Source organism: Clostridium saccharoperbutylacetonicum N1-4(HMT) (assembly GCF_000340885.1).
GTDB lineage: Bacteria > Bacillota > Clostridia > Clostridiales > Clostridiaceae > Clostridium > Clostridium saccharoperbutylacetonicum.
The window spans coordinates 2,979,548-2,997,526 of sequence record NC_020291.1 but is presented as its reverse complement, the minus strand read 5'-3'; the positions used below and the strand labels follow the sequence as shown (position 1 = coordinate 2,997,526).

The following is a 17,979-nucleotide window of genomic DNA, read 5'->3' as shown; positions in this document are numbered from 1 at the left end:
AGAAGGATTTTTTTATTCTTTAGGAATTTATAGTGCAGTAAAATCTGTGGATAATATATAAAAAAGACTCTTTAACTGAGTTGTGTATGAGAAAAGAATAAAAAACAAATCATATTCGCCTGCATAAAATGTTCTTATATGCAGCATAGCTGCCTTTTCTAATAAAATGTTCTTATATGCAGCATAGCTGCCTTTTCTAATGTGCACATTTTTCTCACATACGTTCGAAAAGGCAGATGCGTAAAAAAAATCTTCGACTCCACAGTCGCCTGCGATTTTTTTATACTTTAAATTTTTGTATCATAGCAGTAAGTCTCTGGGCTAATTCTGCCTGACTTTGAGCTGATTTTGCTACATCATTAATGGCAATAGTTATTTCATTAACACTACTAGATATTTCTTGAGAACCTGCAGCTGATTCTTCTGCTGTAGCAGAAACACTCTGTATTGCAGAGCTTATTTGTTCAACTACATCATTCATTTGCTTTGAAGAAAACGAAATTTCTTGTGTAATCTTATTAACAAATTCAGAATCATTTTCATACTGAATGCCTGTGTTATGAAGAAATTCATAGTTTGGTTTTACATTATTATCCATAAACTTAAGTACATCTTCTCCACTTAGCGAAAGTTTAGTAACTGCAAATTGCACTTGATTAACCAACTCCTGAATATTCGCAACAGCTCCCGAAGATTGTTCTGCAAGCTTTCTTACTTCATCTGCAACTATAGCAAAGCCCTTACCTTGTTCACCTGCTCTTGCAGCCTCTATTGCAGCATTTAATGCAAGTAAATTAGTTTGTTCTGATATATCTCCAATAGAATCTGCCATAATTTTTATCTCTTCTACTACCTTAGCTTCTTCAATCGCAGTCAAAATGTTAGTACGATTTTCTAGGTATATAATATTACTTTCATCTATATTTTTTGAAGCTTTATTTTTAATATCAAGTGCACGTTTTTTAATCTCTCCAACTGAAACCTCTGCATCACTAGCTCTATTTGCAAGCCTACTAGTATTAGCGCTTATTTCCTCTGTCGATGCATTTACTTCTTCAGTAGTTGCACTTAAGTCTTGAACCCTTTTAGATATTTGCTCTATAGATTCGTTTACCACTTCCATCTTTGATGAAACCTCTTCAGTCGTTGCGGATAGTTCCTCACTAGTTGAACTTATGTCACTTGCACTATTAATTATTTCACTAATTAGATCTTTTATGTTTAGATTAGCTTTGTTTAATGCTTTAGCCATATTCCCAATTTCTTCATTTGTGTCAATATTAATTATTTGAGTCAGATCTCCATCTCCAAGTGCTTCAGCAAAATTTAACACTTTTTTTAATTGCCTTGAAATCCAAAGTGATATTAAAGCACCTAAAATAATTGAAATAATTAATATTAAAGAAGTTATAATAATTATTTTATATAAAGAATTATTATAAGTTACATTATTATCTTCATTAGCTTTATCTGCTTGATTTACATTAATTTCTATTAATTCACTTAAGTCATCATATATTTTTGATCTGATTTTTGTTAAATTAGAATAATATCCATCTGCTTCGTCATATTTATTGTCATTTACAAGCTTAATAACTACATCATAATTGCTTTTATATGCCTGTACATCCTCCTTAAGTCTACCAAAAGCCGGTTTCTCCTCATCTGACAATATTGTTTTTTCATAATTTGACATTATACTAATAGTTTCATTATAAAATTTATCTATTTCTTTCTCCAGTTGCTCATTTTGATTATTTATATTTCTCTGATAGTTTAACTTCAATAGGTCGCTACGAATATCTCCTAAATTACTCTTTAAAACGGATAGTTGCTTTATTGATTCGAAATTATAATCGTGCATAGAATTTGAATTCTCTTTAATTGTTTTCATATTAAAAATACCAATACCACCTACTATTACTATAAAAATTGATACTAAGATAAATGAAAAAATCAGTTTTTGTGCAGTCTTTAAATTTTCAAACAGTTTCAAAATAACTCCCCCTCAAAGTATTTAATAATTTTTAACTTTGTCACATTTTCTATTCAATCCTTTATCATACCTCCATTAGGAAGCATTTCATCTATTGGTGGGACTCCATTTTTTTGTTTGTACTCTTTCCTTTTGCACTCTTCTTGTTTCTCGCTCATGCAATACATTGCTACAAAGCCCTTTACTGCAAGAGCTTTTGATTCACCATATTTTTTCACAAATCCACATTTTTCCAGGTTATGACAATCACTCATAATCATTTCCTCCCTATAATCTACATTAATATATATATACACAATTAATTCTTCACATATTAATTAATTCCTTTAAAAAAAATAAAATAAAACCCCATAAAAAGTGCCTTCATTAAAACAAATTTTTACAAAAAAAGAACCTAATAAAATTTATATCATTTCACTAGGTTCCATTTATAATGCCAATAACAAATATGTAAAATAAATTATTCAATAATTATTTTTTTATATATACTATTTGACCATTTATTACTTTGTAATTTTCATATCCATACTGAACTTCTACATCTTTTCCAATAACTATAATGCCATATTTTTTCTCTAATTCATCTTGTTTTGCTGAAGCATCTAGTATTGAATATGATTTGACTCCATCAACACATTTTACTATTTTACCAGTTGCTTTTTCGTAGAATACTGTTATTTTATAATCTTTTATAATAGTTTTACCAGATTTCAACATTGAAATATCATTCTGCTTATTTTCCACCCATGCACCATCTATTCCAAGAATGTAACCATCAACAACCATGTTTTTAACCACATATCCATTTTTATCAAAATAATACCAGTTGTCGTCTATTTGTTTCCAACCTAGAGCCCAACTATTCCCTTCTGCATACCAATACCCATGACTATCACTTCTCCATTCTGCATTTATCCCCATTGGTAATATTAATATAGTCAGCGTAGATGTTATCAAGATAGCTAGTAACTTTTTTTTCATAATTATTATTCCCCGCTTTCATTAGTATAATATACCTCATTATACAAAACATAGCATGATTATGTAAATAATAAAAAACATACGTCAATAGATTTTAAAAATTAATCAGTCATTTTTATTTCTACCTAATATTAAATTTAAGTTTAATTATTTGATGCGCACTTGCAAAACTCCATCTAAGATTTCAGTATCTAATATTATGTTCAGTTTATTCTTCATGAAAAATAACTTATGGCCATGTAAATTATACAACATTATTTCCACTTCTTCTATTTTACACTTGTTTATGCAAATTAGTACATATAATACATCCCCCATTCCTATTATGCAGCAATATTTAAAGGTACCTACATTCTGCAAGTACCTTTTATAACCTTTATATTTAATTATCTTTTAAAACAATCAATTTATGCTATTACAGTTGAAGGTATTTTAATTGTTACTGTTCCTCCAGGTAGTATATCTCCAACATTAACTATAATGTTTTTAGATGTTGAACTTGAATCAACTGTTCCTTGAGTAGTTGTTACTCCATTAACATTAAAATCTATATGATTTGGCGCTGGATCCTTAACCACTACTGCTTTAGCTGTCTTTGTCCCAGTATTAGTAATTACAAGGGTATACGTGAAATTATCTCCTATCCATACGTCTTTTACATCTGCTGTTTTTACTAAACTCAATTTAGTGTCAGATGATCCATGAAATATAATCGTAACCTCTCCACCAGGATTATTTGTATTGGTACCTTTGGCATGAGCAATATTAGTTATATACTCTGTATCTATTGGTTGAGGATTTGGATCTGTTCCTTTTGGTATTACAGTCACAACACATTTAGCAGTTAATCCATCAGCAGTTGTCGCTATTATAGTACAAGTTCCTTCTTTTGCCGCAGTTACTTTACCAGCTGAATCTACTGTTGCTACTGAAGAATCACTTGATTTCCATGTTACTTGTGCTCCTGCTGGAGTTGTTGTTGCTATTAAAGTTTCTGAATCATCTATTATTAAATTTGTAGTTGATTTATTTAGTGATATTGACTCTTGCTCTGCTTTTTTAGTTACAGTTACTATACATATCGCAGTTAAACCATCAGAAGTAGTAGCTGTTATAGTTGCTTGTCCTTCTTTTATCGCTGTAACTTTACCATTTGAATCTACTGTCGCATTTGATTCATTACTTGATTTCCATGTTACACCTACACCTGCTGGTGTTGTTGTTGCAGTTAATTGTTCTGAAGCATCTTCCGTTAATATCATTGTTGATTTATTTAATAATATAGATTCTTTATTACCAGTCCAAGTTCCCCATGCAAACTGTCCACCATAAAGTCCCATATTAGCTACTGTTCCATCTGGATTTTTTCCTGTACCTTCATTTTGCCAACGACCTGAATCTGAAGTTAATTTAAATTTATCATCATAAGTCACATTACTTACACAAGTATCATTAGTCGCTATCTTTGCCTTAAATGCACAATTTACATAATTAATAGTACTATTATATTTAATACCTTGTTTAATTATTAGACAGTTATAAAAATTAGAACTAGTTACACTTACGTTAGTATAATATGAATTTTCTTCAAATATACAATTATATAAATTAAGACTTGCTATGCTAGCAAATATTTCACCATAAGTAGCAGTACTTGAATTAGATAAATAAACATTATATATATTTATAGATCCATTACTTATACTGCTAGTTATTTTAGAGCCATATTTTAAATAATCACCTATAATAGTGACACTTTTACTAGCAAGATTAATAGGATTAGTTGTTTCTTTAGTAGTACCTTTTAAAAATATAGCAGAACCTTTAGCACTACACACTTCTAAAGCCCTTTTGATTGTACTATATGGATATTTTTCATTTCCAAGACCTGTAATGTCATCTCCATTTTGTGGATCTACATAAATAACTTTATCGAAACTTATAGTTGTATCATTAATGCGTACTGTGGTAGCGTAGCTGACTGACAACACATGGCTGACTGCAAACGCATTAGTAAAATTTCCAAACATAATAGCAAAAGCAATTATAAACATTACACTAAACTTTTTAAAATAATTTTTCATTTATCAGTTCTCCTATTTATTCATTAAATTATGAACATGTTCATCAATTATTTTAATCTCATAATTAGTTAAATCCAACAAAAATCGTAATACAAATTCTGCCATTTTTCCAAATTAAACATATAGTCTATCTAGAAGCAATGTATGCGTCAAATATGAACAAGAAAAAAGACTATTGAAAGTCCTTAATTATGCTTATAATTTTTATTTAATTATTACGCTCATTATTCCTATTATGCAGTAAAAAGACACTTACATTTCCGCAAGTGTCCTTATATAAACTACATATTAATATTTTCTTATTTCAAAAGATGTTATTTGATTATGTACAACATCTTCTTCCACTGATATATTAGAATTTACTGTTTTATTAAATATATATGTTAACTTATTTTCAAATTCTGATTTATTATTGTACCAAGATTTAAACTTATCTACTTCTGAACTTGATACATCAAATACTTTTGTTTCTCCATCTGTTAAGTTTATTATTAAAATTGCTCCTGTTTTTGTATCAGTTGTTGGATTATCTGGTTTAGGAACATCTTTTTTAGTTACATTTATAGTACATGATGCACTTAAATTGCTACCATCTGCTGTTGTTGCAGTTATTGTACAAGTTCCTTCTTTAATCGCATTTACTTTTATAAGTTTACCATTAGTAGGATCTACCTCTATTGTTGCTATTGAAGGATCACTTGATGTCCATGTTGCTCCTACTGCTGATGGAGTCGTTATTGCAGTTAGTTTATCTGAGTCACCTTCTGTTAAATTTATAGTTGATTTGTCTAATGTTATTGATTCATTATTATATAATAAATAACCATTTATATCTATAGCGTCGATACAAAACCAAGTTGTACTAGATGCAGGAATGCTAATTATTACATCATGTCTTTTATTCTCAAGTCCCTTTTTTACATAAAAAGCACTTTGTGCAATAGCGCTTGTTGGACTATAAGAACTACTATACGATGTAAATATTTCATTAGTATTTCCACCATCGAAACTTATAGTACAATTTTGAGTTCTATTATTAGCTATACAATCTATTAGTGCTATATCCGTTCCATAAAAAGAAAATTTAATTGTACCATCACCTGCACTATTTGATAAATCCATTCTATTTTTGTTATATAAACTTGAAGTACTACTTGTACTTGGCTCTACTTGGGTAATTTCTTTAAAGTTGCTAGAATATGTGATTCTGCCATCGCTATCATCGAATCTGTTGAAACCTTCCAGAGGATTAAGATATTGTACTCCTCTTGTATAGTCTGTAGCTGCATTAGCAACGCTTCCATTTTGAATCATTTCAATCCCAATAAACATAAAAGCCATCATAAAAATTATACTAAACTTTTTAAAGTAATTTATCATTTATCATTTCTCCCTTATATTCAATAATAAATGAATGCGCATTCCTTATATTTATTTTAGTTCTAATACCAGTTAAATCCAACAATAATCGTAATACAAATTCCTTTATATCTAAGAATTTCAGTAAATTTTTACATATAATATTATCCATATTTATACTATCTTGCTTAAAATATCTAACAGAAAAAACTTTTTATTTAAGTCTCTAATATCATCTCCACTTACTTTATATTAATCGACCTTAAACCTTAATTATATTTAAGAAAGTATTTATATTAATTTAATCTACCTGACATAATACTGTCACAAAAGAATCATATAATAAAAACATAAAGTAGTTAAAGCATTATTATTTACCCCTTAAATAATACATATTAGCCAGTATTTAGAATAGTCTGTTACACCCTAGCAGGCTGTTCTATTTTTATTTTGTAGCATATTGCCAAAAGATTCTTTATTATTTTTATACTTGAATCAATTTCTTAAGTTGTAAGATTCTTTCCTAATAATTATCAGATAGACATAGCTTGAAGTAACCTACTATATTACCATCTATTTATTTTTTAAGAATTTTAGGCAAAAAAACACTTTCAATATATTAATTCTTAACTAATATTATATATGCCATATTTTCCAACAACAAAAAAGAATCTAGTATAACTTGTACTAAATTCGAAATAATAATATTTATATTATTATTTTAAGCCTCCTACTTATTATTTCAAGTCTTCGAAATTGTATTTTTTACCATATAATGATATACTTAACATGCCATCTCGAATATTTATACATCGCAGGAGGCGATACACATGAAACGTAGACTTAGCAGAAAACGTTTCGATAAAGAACTAGTGAAAGATATATTTGTTTTTCTTGGATCTCTATTTAATTTAGTCTCCGTAATTCTAAAATGCTTTAAATAATAAATTGATATACAAAAGTAAAATTTAAAGGATTAGTATAATTATATTAATTAAAAGCGTGAATGGTACTCACGTGAGATGGCAAATAATATAATTAGAAAGTCCTTTTATTTCATTAAATTATCAAGTACAACTTAACAACTTATCCTACTCAAAATACAAGTCTTATTATACCATAAATAGAAATGCATGTAAATTATTAATGTGATTCTATAAGTAAAATAAAAGAAAAAGATAGGGATAGCAAAACAAGAATTTCTCCTGTCTATACTATCCCTATTATGTATTGGCTAGTTGTGCAATTTAGCCTTAAATATTATAACATATTAAATATTTACTGTGTAATACGAATTTAAGAACAATTCTCCTATCCATTATCCCTATACTACCCTAACTTTTCCATTATTCTATCCACTTTTTGTTCTATGTCTTCCATTTTAGTATTTATATTACCCACAAATGAAGCATTAGTTTCCACCAATACTTTATTATTCTCAGTTATTGTACTAAGTAACTTTAAAAATTCATCTAATATTGGTTTAAAAAATTTATCACATAATGCTTTAAATCCTCTATAAACACCATAAATAATTATCAATGCTAGTCCAATAGGAAATCCAACGCTTCCTATTAAACTCCCCATAGCTGTTAAATCCATTATTGTCACCTCCATTCTGCTTTATCAATTTCTTTTGTTTGATTTACTGCATTGTCTTGTCTTTCTTTTCCAAAATAAAAAGCCACTAACATTGTATAAATTGTAAGAAATTCTGTACTCAATCGATTGTTAATTTCCAATATTGCAAATACTATTGTAAGTATCACAGTTATTAAAAATCTCCCTGAAGTTAATTTGTTTACTATTCTATCTAACATTCTATCCACTCCCCTTGCTCATTAAATTTATATATTATTGTTTCATTTGTTGCCATCTTACAATCATTCTTAAAGTAATACCATTTATCCCTGTATTTTAACCATCTATTTTGATAACAATATCCTTTTTCATCAGCATAATACCAATCATTTTCTAATTGAAACCATTTATTTTGAGGATATGTTCCATCACTATTAACATGCCAAAATCCTTTGTCATCTTGTTTCCATATGCCATTGGAATTCTTTGCTACATTTTGCACAACTTGACCAGTTAATCCACATACAATTGCATTAGATATTGCTTCAGCTCCAATTGAATTATATTTATCAACATCACTTTGAGTATCGCAGAAACATATTTTGATAAGTATATCTGTAGCCCTAGGATGTTTAACTACATATAATCCAGAACCATCCTTAATCACTCTATTTGAAATCCTAAAGCCACAATATTATTTAATATATTTCTAGCTTCTGGAACTTCTTTAGCATTATAAGTAAATACTTCTGTTCCAACTCCACCGCCTGCATTTGCATGTAAACTAACATAAAAATCTACATTGTTATTATCAGCCTTTTGACATCTTTGACATAGTGAAGCTGAAACACTTGAAGCTTATGTTGGTCTTACTCCAATTACTGTATGGCCTAATGTAACTAGTTTAGCCAATACTAATGTTCCGACTGCATTTATAATGTCTTCTTCAGCTACAAAACCAACCGCTCCTCTGTCACTTCCAACTCCATGCCAAAATCTACTGCTATTTTCATTTATAAATCACTCTCTTTCTATAAAATTAGGCAATAAAAAAACAGGTGCATATAAACACCTGGAATTATTGCTTTTTTTCTATTGTTAAATTACGTTATTATTATGTTAATTTTTCCTATTACAAAGAAAAATATGTAACATGCCAATTTCTAATCATTAATTTTACTTTGCATATTGTAATCATTTAGAACTTGATTAATCTTCATCTGGACAATCTTGAATCATTTCTTGTTTCATTTCATCAAGTAAATCTTCAATATCTTTTATTAATCCCACAAAATCTACTATGTCTTTTTGTGTTAATGAAGTACCTAACCGAGAATTAATAGTCATCAAAATATATGACCTTTCCTCTCCATAATGTTTTTCCTCATCATACTCTTTTAAATTAAGCGAACATTATTCCAAATACAATTATATTTACTATCGCTAAAAATTTATCCAATTCAAATCCTCCTAAACTCAATTTTCTGCATAATAAAAGAGCACATTTTGTGCCCTAATTTAGAATCCTTTTTTAAAAATCCAATTCTTTAATTATATATACTCGCCATTCACCATTTTCTTTTAATTTCTTTATATAACCTAAATTTTTCAAATCTTTTTGATAATTCACAACTAATTCGTTACCCATATGATCTGGCGATCCTTCATAAACATAATCAATCATTTCTCTAAGATTAGTTTTAGCCAATTCTGTATTATTTTCTTTACTCTTATTTAATATATACTCATATGACCTAACTAAATATTTTCTATAATTACCTGTTGGATTTTCCTTTTGAGCCCTTAAATAATCTAATTCTTGTTTCACTTGTTCTTCTGTCATTTCTTTTCTCACCATCTTCCATATAATACAATTATACAAAAGATGGCAAACTCCTCTAAAATTATGCAAGTATATAAATTAACATTTCATCCCCATAAACTTCCTAATATCATTAATATCTTTTTCTATTTTAATTATTGTTGATTTATTGTTTGTGATTGCAGCTTCATTAATAACGTCTTTGTCATGAAAGTTAATTTCTTCTTTTAGTTCTTTTAAGATAGTTCTATATATAAAGCAACATCCAAAATGATTTTCTTTCTTCAGATCAGAATATCTGCATAAAAGAAAAGTACCGCAATTATTATATAAAGAAATAATAACAATTTATTTCATGATTCTCTATTTTACTTATTCTTTTAAATGTATCTTTATATATATTAATAGGTTCATTATTCATATTGTCCACCTTCCATATAATTATATCCTTATTATATAAAAAGTGGCATGATTATGTAAATACTAGGAACCCTGTTTGTAAAGTTATTTCAATAAATATCTATTTATTTTTTATTTAATAGGTGCAACTCCATTTCTTTTGCTATATTGAATAACTCTTTCATATCGTAGTCATCTTCTAGTTTATTTTCTTTTTTCATAATATATTTTAAGAATTTCACATCATTCATAAATTTCACCCCAATATATACAATTATGTAAAAGATGGCAAAATACTTTATTAAGTTCTACAAATTAGTATAATAAAAGAACCCTATTTCTAGAGTTCTTTCAGTTTTTATGTAATTCTACATTCTTTAATACCTAACAATAGTAAGATATTGTCGTGAATATAAAACTCCATTTTTGTATGCGTCAATTACAGCTGTTCCAGGTGCTTTTCCAATTACAATCATACCTTGTATAGTAACATATTCCGATCCAGACACAACTTTTATTGAATCTCCTGTCAAGGAAGTCCAATGTCCGACTCCTAGTTTACTATAATTTGTAATGGCATTTGTTTGTTGAGAACCACCAAATAAATTACTTAAATCTGTTCCATTAATTTTAGTTGGTTCTTTTCCACCAAATAAATTACTAATGTCTGTTGCATTAATTTTAGTCGGTTGGCTTCCATTAAATACAGATGCTGATGCGCTAATTGTAGAACCAAATAACGTACAAGCGGTAAGTGCTATAACAATTAACTTTTTCATTCCTTCACCTCCTCTATATAATACATTATACAAGGAATGTAAAATTCCTTTTTATTTTCCAAATTAATTTTAATTTTCCATAAATTCTTTTAATTTCTTATTCCAAACTACAACTTTATAATCATATTAAGGATATTTTAACTTCATCATTTTCCACTTAATTTTAAAAGTTTCTTCTATCGTTTCCTTGCAACCTTTACAATCAACCATAATCATTTCACCAGTAGTAAGAACTCCAATACAAAATCGACAGTTAAAGATATCTCCCTAACTGCCTTATTATTCTTATCTCTAAATTTATTTTGAATTATATATTTAACTTGCCTTTGAACATTATTAATTCCTAGTTTGTCCTTATTTTTCAATATGTATTGATAATAATTGTATTCAGTTTCAGAATCCCACTTAATTCCATCTGAATCAGTAATTTTTTTACTATAAAATCTCTTTCCCATTATTTTTACCCTTACTCTCCCAAACAATATCCATTGCAGTATTTATCAAAACATACACTAACAAAAGAACACAAGTAACTTTTAAATTAGTGCCATTGTCTCTAACAACTTTTACTAATGCATCTAATTCCATAAATTATCTTAGAACGCTTTTCCTTATATTCTTTTGCTTTGTCTAAATTTCTAATATATTTTTCTCTTTTCCTAACCATATTACTGTTATATCCATAGTCTTTATCAAAGCAATCACTATATAAATTCATATACTTTTGTTCTGTCTTAAATAAATCTTCTATAGCACATTCCTCTAATACAATAAACTCAAAACTGTCTAATCCATAATTAACAACATCTTCAACCATGTTTTTATTACCTAATCCATTTGCTAACTGACTCTTATAGTGGCTAAATCTCTTATCAATATCAGTTGCTGAGCCTATTCTAATTCTTTTAGTCACATTGTTTTTAATTAAATATACTCCATTAATTTTACACATAATAATTCCTTCCTTTTTCAACAACCTGTTTAGTCGGTTGTCCACTTATTTAAATTTATTTTTCATTTTTATATTGTATTTAAATAATTATAATATTTTTAACATAAAAAATAATAAAAGAAAAAGCACCCCAACCAAGTAGTGCTTCATCAGTGATTTAGTATTTGTTTACATATCAATTCAGTAGTCCTTTGAAAAAGGCACTCCATCCTACCAAAGACAAGTGCTAATTTCGTAATTATTTAAGTACATAATTTTATGCTTATCTAGACACTATAAGCAAAGATTATAGTTACCAGCCTATACCCTATTTTCTCTTTTTGGGAAGCGATGCGTAATAAAAACTTTATATAAAACAAAAGATGTGAGTTTTTATTTTACTCACACCTCTATATAATCTAATTTATTTCTTTGTATTATTTATATAATCTTTATACTCACATGTTTCAATAAATTCACACTTCTCAGTTTTACATCTTAAATTTGCGCCATCATTTGCAAAAGGTAGAATTATATTTGTCTGTGTACCAATTTTTCTTACATTCACATCATAACCTTTTTTACATTCTTTTATCATTTGATTCCTCCTATGTTATAGTTTACAAATATTATAACATATTGTTAGGATATTTGTTGATAATTTTCGACATAATTTCATTTTTTTTATTAATTACATATTAATTCTTTAACTTGTTTCTCTGCTACTATCATCTCTTCAACTCTCAGAAGTTGCAATTTCAATAAATTCCAATGATCTTTTACATTGATTAATAGTCAATATATTTTCTTCATTAGCTTCCAATCCAGATATTGTATCAAGACAATCTTCCAATACCTGTTCGGTTTTAAGTGATGATTCAAATTCAATTTGCTTAAGATCGTCTATAACTTGTCTCTCAGAACATTCAGATAATTTATCCATTAATTCATCAGCCTCGTTAAGTGTAAATCCACCTCTTACCATTTTCTTAACCATCATCATATTACTCATAATTAAGCCACCTTTCTAAGTTGTTGTAACATATTTTCAACTGCATTGCCAATATTTACATAACCATTTTCATCCATTATGTATTTCTGCCTTAGCAATTATATCTTCAGCATTATTATCACTTCTATAAGCTACTATTTCATTTTTAATATATGAACAACCTACATTGCTTATATTGAGCCTTTTACATTTATCTAATAATCTATCTCGGATGGATTAATTAAATTATTTTTATCTATTTCAACTAAATAATTTTTTAACTTAAGTTCACATGAATCGGTTTTATCATGTAATAAATTTTTAATTTCATTTATATCTCTTTAAAAAGACCAAAGAACTGTATAGTTCATCAGCCATAAACCTTAATTATATTTAAGAAATCATTCACCTTAATTTAATCAACCTGACATAATCTTGCCACAATTACCTTTTATAATAAAACCATGATGATGATAATTTTTCATAAATATATTACCCTTTAACACAGTATTCAGGATAGTCTGTTACCCATTAACAGATTGTCCTTTTTATTTTTATAATTATCTACTCATCATTTCATTTACTATCTTAAATAGAATAATTTATATTAAGTTAATTAATTTGACATAATGTTGTCACAATTACTTCTTATAATCATAATTGTTAGGCTTGTTAAATTATTACTGCAACTATAATTTAATATTGTCCAAACTCAGTACTATTTTCAAATGACTTATTACACCACAATAAGTCATTTTTTTATTTTCTTACCAAAGGCTGATTTACTGAATAATTTTTAAGTAAAACTCGACTTATGAACAATGCCCAGAGAATAATGTTTTAAATTGAAGAATTTGAGCAAAAAAAATAATTTACCTATAAGCTATCAAAAAAATTAAATTCTTGATAGTTCATAAGCAAATTAACTCTAAAGCTAATGTTTTGAGTTGAATAGGAATCGCTTCAAATCTTTGTTATTAATTACATTTCTGTATAAGCAGTTTTACCAACTAATACTTGTCCTAGTTGTTAAATCACTACTCTTTACCCGCCTTTAGACACCAAGTAACCACCGAAGCTGTTATTTATAAAGGTATTGGTCGCCACGCACCTATGTCATATAAATACTTTCCTAGCATTTATAACAAAGATAATTAATACTAGCTTTATATGACATTGTCACTCTATAGCATCGGTTGACCAGACCTATGGGATATTTTATACTTGTCCCATCGCATAGCAAGTAAAGTTCGCTTTAAAATTTTGCGAACTTAATAAACCATAGCATCTTTATTTTTTGAAAAATTTGTGATATCATAATTTTATCGAGATTATGTTACCACTTGAATAAGATGGTACAGATTATAAACTATATTCAATTGTAGTTTTAGAGTAGGTAAGTTGCTGGTAACAACTCACCTATTTTTTTATTTAATTTTTATCTCTTCAAATTTTTAGTTGTATAATCTTTCCCTAATAATTATTTCTATTCATATTTTCTAAAGGACTAAATCTCTGATATTTTTTTCTAAAATCCTCGTCCATTAAATCAAGATAGGATTTTTCGGTAACAGTCACCGAGCTATGTCCTAAAATTTTACTAAGCTTATGAATAATTGTTTGACTATAATAAACAACTCTGTCTCTTCTACCCTTGTTAATCTCTGATGGTATTAAAATAGTTCTTCTTGTAAAATCAACATCATTAATAGTTAAATTTAAAGTTTCATTTAGTCTCATCCCAGAATCCATAATAATATTACATATAATATAATCACGATACTCATGAAATTTTGTAATATCTATAGATTTTATCAGTTTATTGAACTCAGCATCTGTTAATTGATCTTTGGCTTTTCTTTCAGTTTTTACAAATTTACATTTAGATACCGTATTTTGCTTTATCATCTGATTTTCTATCAATATTAGCTTTAACCATTCCATCTATGCTTGCTACAAAACTATATTTCCCCCTATCTTTTGTAAATGTAATGTATTCTTGTACAATATCTTTATTAATCTTATTAATATCTGTAATATCCTTTTCTTCTTCAAGGTATCGCATAAATAAAATTAATGTTTGATTATAAGATTTAATAGTTTTAATAGATAAATTTTTATAGTTACAATAATCTAAAAAATCTTGAATTAAATCTATCATTAGTTTTGTTTTTTTAATAATTCTTGGCAAAGAAAAAACACCTCCTATACATCAGTGCTTGAACTGACGTACAAAAGGTATTTATTTAACAATTTAATTTTAAGTTCATAGATACGAAATGCTAAAATCCATAGCGATTTTCATTATGTTTATCGATATGAAATTTTCACTAAATAAGTCTGTCATTAGACCTAGCTAACCTTGTTTTTCAAACGAAGCTTATCAGCGATAATAGCGATAAATTCACTATTTGTAGGTTTACCTTTTTCTGTATGAACAGTATATCCAAATAGTCTATTAATAGCATCTATTTGTCCTCTACCCCATGCAACTTCTATTGCATGTCTTATAGCTCTTTCTACTCTTGAAGCTGTTGTATTGTACTTCTTAGCTATTGAAGGATATAATTCCTTTGTTACTGCTGATAATAGCTCCATATCGTTTACTACCATAGTTATAGCTTCTCTTAAATACATATAACCTTTAATATGAGCTGGAACGCCAACTTCATGTATGATATTAGTAATTTCTGTTTCTAAATCTACTGGTGTTTTTGATTTTGGTTCACCAGAAGTCATTACTGGTGATTGCATATATGAACTTGCTCTAACATTAGATTCTTGCGCTGGAGCCCCATTGAACATTTCTCTTATTCTCTTAGTGAATACTTCCATATCAAAAGGCTTTACAGTATAATAATCTGCACCAAGAGTTATAGCTTGTTGAGTTATTTTATCTTGCCCAACTGCAGATAGTATTATTATTCTTGGAACTTTTTCTAAATTCATTGTATTTAATTTTTCTAAAACTCCTAGTCCGTCTAAATGAGGCATAATTATATCTAGAATAACTAAATCAGGCTTTCTCTCTACAATCAAATCTAAGGCTTCTCTACCATCTTTTGCAATACCAGTGACAACGATATCCTTTTGGTTTAATAAGTAATCATTTAAAATGCTACAAAATTCTTTGTTATCATCGGCAATAAGTACAGATATTTTTGAATCTTCCATCTTTCTTTCTCTCCTTTTGTCCATTCATTTATTATGTTTATATTTTGATAAATTTTCTTACCCCATAATTTTCCCTTTAATAATTATTCAAATATTATAAAATATATCTTTTTCTTAATTATAGAATAATATTTTAGAATATTTTAGGGTATGTACCTTTTCCTTTAAATTTAACAATTACAAATATATTGGTAATAATTTAAATATTTCATAGAGTTAAGTTTAATAATGTATTTATCTTCCACTATTTGTAAATTATACACTTTTTTTAACCAAAAGTAAATACTATTCCTAAAAAATACTTTAAAAGTATTTTTTCTAAATAATATGTAACTATATTTTCCTCTGTTATCAATAAATAAGTTATTATATATTTATTATATATTTATATTGCTTTTTCTACAATGTATAAAATGGCATAAAATAATAATTTAGGTGGAAATTTAACTCCACCTAAACTATTATTTTATTATTCCTGCATCTTGAAGCATCCATTCTATATAAATTCCGTATCCTGTATCTGGTTTGTTTATAAGAACGTGAGTTACAGCTCCAATGATCTTGTTATTTTGAATTATAGGACTACCACTCATTCCTTGAACTATTCCTCCTGTTTTTTGCAATAACCTTGGATCAGTAATTTTAATTAGCATGCTCTTTGAATTTGCTGTGCTTTGATTTAAAACTTTTTCTATTTCTATATCAAATTCTTGAGGTCCATTTTCATCAATTGTTGTTATTATTGATGCTTTACCTAAAGAAATCTCATCTCTAAATCCAATTTTTAACGGCTTCGAGTATTTTTTTATCATTTCAGAATTTACTATTTCCCCAAATATTCCACTTTGCGTATTCTTTTCGATTTTTCCAGTTGGATTGTCTTCATGCAAAAATATTCCTTTTAATTCTCCTGGCGCTCCTCTTTCGCCTCTTCTTACACTAATTATTGATGATTCTAACAAATCTCCTCTCTTAATTAAAAAGGGTTCATTTGTATCACAATCAGTTATTGGATGTCCTAATGCTCCAAACTTTTTTGTATTAGAGTCATAAAACGTCATTGTCCCAACTCCAGCAGTTGAATCTCGAATCCATAATCCAATTTTATAATCTTTATTATTTTCTTTTATTAGATGTACATTTTTTGTAATATTCTCTCCATTCCTTAATAAATCAACTTTTATATTTCCATTATCACATTCTTTAATTGTTTTTAGCAGATCTAAGGAATTTTCCATATCTTCTCCATTAACCTTTAATATCACATCTCCTATTTCAAGCCCACATGCCTTACCAGGACTTTCTTCCTTTTTATTATCAACTTCTATCTCTGAATATCCTACTACTAAAACTCCTTGACTATTTACCCTTACACCTATAGGATTGCCTCCTGGATATATTTCAATATCTTTAATTTTTTCAACTTGCAATGATTTTAAAGAAATCATTCCTAAAAATTTAATTTCATATTGATTTTTTTCATTTTTAACCTTATTTATTGTATTTCCGATTGGAGCTAATGATTGAACCGTTTTTTCATCTTTAGTATAAATCTTATCTGGTAATTTACTTAAATTAATGAAGGTCATTAAAATTAAAATAAGTATTGGAGTAATAATCAAGCTAGTTGTATATATAAATAGTTTCTTCATGTTTATCTCCTCCTTCTGCTTACTAATTTTAATTTTCCCTTTTAATTAAACTACTATCCTATAAGAACTCTGTTATTATAGACAAAAAAAATAGCTTATACTAAATTTTAAAAATACAATTATTTTATCTCTTTCATACAATAAATTTTTTTTACGCATCTGCCTTTTTCGAACGCATGTGAGAAAATTCTGGCAGGCGAATATGATTTGTTTTTTTATTCTTTTCTTAT

19 protein-coding genes and 1 pseudogene are annotated in these 17,979 nt (G+C 27.7%); all 20 read right to left on the bottom strand.

Features of this window, described 5'->3' with window-relative positions:
- Window positions 1-280 precede the first annotated feature (280 nt).
- The 20 genes and pseudogenes from CSPA_RS13500 to spoIVB all read right to left on the bottom strand — a co-directional run bounded on the left by CSPA_RS13500 (window position 281) and on the right by spoIVB (window position 17,749).
- Entirely contained in the window at window positions 281-1,996 is a 1,716-nt protein-coding gene (locus CSPA_RS13500) for a methyl-accepting chemotaxis protein (RefSeq protein WP_015392855.1), read from the bottom strand.
- 53 nt (window positions 1,997-2,049) lie between these two features.
- Window positions 2,050-2,250, bottom strand: coding sequence for a hypothetical protein (locus tag CSPA_RS13495; RefSeq protein ID WP_015392854.1), 201 nt, complete (start codon window positions 2,248-2,250; stop codon window positions 2,050-2,052).
- A 217-nt stretch (window positions 2,251-2,467) separates the two neighbouring features.
- Window positions 2,468-2,977, bottom strand: coding sequence for a hypothetical protein (locus CSPA_RS13490; RefSeq protein WP_015392853.1), 510 nt, complete (start codon window positions 2,975-2,977; stop codon window positions 2,468-2,470).
- Between the two features lie 407 nt (window positions 2,978-3,384).
- A complete protein-coding gene (locus tag CSPA_RS13485; protein WP_015392852.1) occupies window positions 3,385-5,061 on the bottom strand; it encodes an Ig-like domain-containing protein in 1,677 nt (558 codons plus the stop codon).
- A gap of 288 nt (window positions 5,062-5,349) precedes the next feature.
- The gene (locus CSPA_RS13480; protein ID WP_015392851.1) at window positions 5,350-6,441 is read right to left on the bottom strand and encodes an Ig-like domain-containing protein; all 1,092 of its coding nucleotides are present in this window, start codon (window positions 6,439-6,441) and stop codon (window positions 5,350-5,352) included.
- Between the two features lie 1,308 nt (window positions 6,442-7,749).
- Complete coding sequence (locus tag CSPA_RS13475) at window positions 7,750-8,022, bottom strand: hypothetical protein (RefSeq protein WP_015392850.1); 273 nt, start codon at window positions 8,020-8,022, stop codon at window positions 7,750-7,752.
- Between the two features lie 5 nt (window positions 8,023-8,027).
- Window positions 8,028-8,240, bottom strand: coding sequence for a hypothetical protein (locus CSPA_RS13470; RefSeq protein ID WP_015392849.1), 213 nt, complete (start codon window positions 8,238-8,240; stop codon window positions 8,028-8,030).
- Complete coding sequence (locus CSPA_RS13465; protein ID WP_015392848.1) at window positions 8,234-8,668, bottom strand: N-acetylmuramoyl-L-alanine amidase CwlD; 435 nt, start codon at window positions 8,666-8,668, stop codon at window positions 8,234-8,236. The genes CSPA_RS13470 and CSPA_RS13465 overlap by 7 nt, the downstream gene beginning before the upstream one ends.
- Window positions 8,669-9,210: 542 nt before the next feature.
- The gene (locus CSPA_RS30150) at window positions 9,211-9,348 is read right to left on the bottom strand and encodes a hypothetical protein (RefSeq protein WP_015392847.1); all 138 of its coding nucleotides are present in this window, start codon (window positions 9,346-9,348) and stop codon (window positions 9,211-9,213) included.
- A gap of 184 nt (window positions 9,349-9,532) precedes the next feature.
- Window positions 9,533-9,859 carry a hypothetical protein gene (locus CSPA_RS13460; protein WP_241427100.1) on the bottom strand — a complete coding sequence of 109 codons (327 nt, stop codon included), beginning with the start codon at window positions 9,857-9,859 and terminating at the stop codon, window positions 9,533-9,535.
- 488 nt (window positions 9,860-10,347) lie between these two features.
- Entirely contained in the window at window positions 10,348-10,473 is a 126-nt protein-coding gene (locus CSPA_RS30775) for a hypothetical protein (RefSeq protein WP_017810629.1), read from the bottom strand.
- A gap of 126 nt (window positions 10,474-10,599) precedes the next feature.
- Window positions 10,600-11,001 carry a BLB8/JUQZ-1 family protein gene (locus CSPA_RS13455; RefSeq protein ID WP_017810630.1) on the bottom strand — a complete coding sequence of 134 codons (402 nt, stop codon included), beginning with the start codon at window positions 10,999-11,001 and terminating at the stop codon, window positions 10,600-10,602.
- A gap of 212 nt (window positions 11,002-11,213) precedes the next feature.
- Window positions 11,214-11,456 carry a DUF1064 domain-containing protein gene (locus CSPA_RS13450; protein WP_015392842.1) on the bottom strand — a complete coding sequence of 81 codons (243 nt, stop codon included), beginning with the start codon at window positions 11,454-11,456 and terminating at the stop codon, window positions 11,214-11,216.
- Entirely contained in the window at window positions 11,437-11,589 is a 153-nt protein-coding gene (locus tag CSPA_RS29765) for a hypothetical protein (protein WP_017810631.1), read from the bottom strand. Before CSPA_RS29765 ends, CSPA_RS13450 begins: the two co-directional genes overlap by 20 nt.
- Complete coding sequence (locus CSPA_RS13445) at window positions 11,558-11,953, bottom strand: GIY-YIG nuclease family protein (RefSeq protein WP_015392841.1); 396 nt, start codon at window positions 11,951-11,953, stop codon at window positions 11,558-11,560. The genes CSPA_RS29765 and CSPA_RS13445 overlap by 32 nt, the downstream gene beginning before the upstream one ends.
- Window positions 11,954-12,356: 403 nt before the next feature.
- Window positions 12,357-12,530: a hypothetical protein gene (locus tag CSPA_RS30145; protein WP_015392840.1), complete on the bottom strand. Its 174-nt coding sequence runs from the start codon at window positions 12,528-12,530 to the stop codon at window positions 12,357-12,359.
- 138 nt (window positions 12,531-12,668) lie between these two features.
- Complete coding sequence (locus CSPA_RS13440; protein WP_015392839.1) at window positions 12,669-12,944, bottom strand: hypothetical protein; 276 nt, start codon at window positions 12,942-12,944, stop codon at window positions 12,669-12,671.
- Between the two features lie 1,452 nt (window positions 12,945-14,396).
- A pseudogene (locus CSPA_RS30985) lies at window positions 14,397-15,114 on the bottom strand (tyrosine-type recombinase/integrase).
- 161 nt (window positions 15,115-15,275) lie between these two features.
- Window positions 15,276-16,097, bottom strand: coding sequence for a sporulation transcription factor Spo0A (gene spo0A / locus CSPA_RS13430; protein ID WP_015392838.1), 822 nt, complete (start codon window positions 16,095-16,097; stop codon window positions 15,276-15,278).
- Window positions 16,098-16,558: 461 nt separating this feature from the next.
- On the bottom strand, window positions 16,559-17,749 hold the full coding sequence (gene spoIVB / locus CSPA_RS13425) for a SpoIVB peptidase (protein ID WP_015392837.1): 1,191 nt from the start codon (window positions 17,747-17,749) through the stop codon (window positions 16,559-16,561).
- Window positions 17,750-17,979 lie beyond the last annotated feature (230 nt).

What these genes read in the sequence shown, in the direction of transcription:
- CSPA_RS13495 (WP_015392854.1), bottom strand. Translation starts at nt 2,250, where the DNA reads ATGAGTGATTGTCATAACCTGGAAAAATGTGGATTTGTGAAAAAATAT.
- CSPA_RS13490 (WP_015392853.1), bottom strand. Translation starts at nt 2,977, where the DNA reads ATGAAAAAAAAGTTACTAGCTATCTTGATAACATCTACGCTGACTATA.
- CSPA_RS13485 (WP_015392852.1), bottom strand. Translation starts at nt 5,061, where the DNA reads ATGAAAAATTATTTTAAAAAGTTTAGTGTAATGTTTATAATTGCTTTT.
- CSPA_RS13480 (WP_015392851.1), bottom strand. Translation starts at nt 6,441, where the DNA reads ATGATAAATTACTTTAAAAAGTTTAGTATAATTTTTATGATGGCTTTT.
- CSPA_RS13475 (WP_015392850.1), bottom strand. Translation starts at nt 8,022, where the DNA reads ATGGATTTAACAGCTATGGGGAGTTTAATAGGAAGCGTTGGATTTCCT.
- CSPA_RS13470 (WP_015392849.1), bottom strand. Translation starts at nt 8,240, where the DNA reads ATGTTAGATAGAATAGTAAACAAATTAACTTCAGGGAGATTTTTAATA.
- CSPA_RS30150 (WP_015392847.1), bottom strand. Translation starts at nt 9,348, where the DNA reads ATGACTATTAATTCTCGGTTAGGTACTTCATTAACACAAAAAGACATA.
- CSPA_RS13460 (WP_241427100.1), bottom strand. Translation starts at nt 9,859, where the DNA reads ATGGTGAGAAAAGAAATGACAGAAGAACAAGTGAAACAAGAATTAGAT.
- CSPA_RS30775 (WP_017810629.1), bottom strand. Translation starts at nt 10,473, where the DNA reads ATGAATGATGTGAAATTCTTAAAATATATTATGAAAAAAGAAAATAAA.
- CSPA_RS13455 (WP_017810630.1), bottom strand. Translation starts at nt 11,001, where the DNA reads ATGAAAAAGTTAATTGTTATAGCACTTACCGCTTGTACGTTATTTGGT.
- CSPA_RS13450 (WP_015392842.1), bottom strand. Translation starts at nt 11,456, where the DNA reads ATGGGAAAGAGATTTTATAGTAAAAAAATTACTGATTCAGATGGAATT.
- CSPA_RS29765 (WP_017810631.1), bottom strand. Translation starts at nt 11,589, where the DNA reads ATGGAATTAGATGCATTAGTAAAAGTTGTTAGAGACAATGGCACTAAT.
- CSPA_RS13445 (WP_015392841.1), bottom strand. Translation starts at nt 11,953, where the DNA reads ATGTGTAAAATTAATGGAGTATATTTAATTAAAAACAATGTGACTAAA.
- CSPA_RS30145 (WP_015392840.1), bottom strand. Translation starts at nt 12,530, where the DNA reads ATGATAAAAGAATGTAAAAAAGGTTATGATGTGAATGTAAGAAAAATT.
- CSPA_RS13440 (WP_015392839.1), bottom strand. Translation starts at nt 12,944, where the DNA reads ATGAGTAATATGATGATGGTTAAGAAAATGGTAAGAGGTGGATTTACA.
- spo0A (WP_015392838.1), bottom strand. Translation starts at nt 16,097, where the DNA reads ATGGAAGATTCAAAAATATCTGTACTTATTGCCGATGATAACAAAGAA.
- spoIVB (WP_015392837.1), bottom strand. Translation starts at nt 17,749, where the DNA reads ATGAAGAAACTATTTATATATACAACTAGCTTGATTATTACTCCAATA.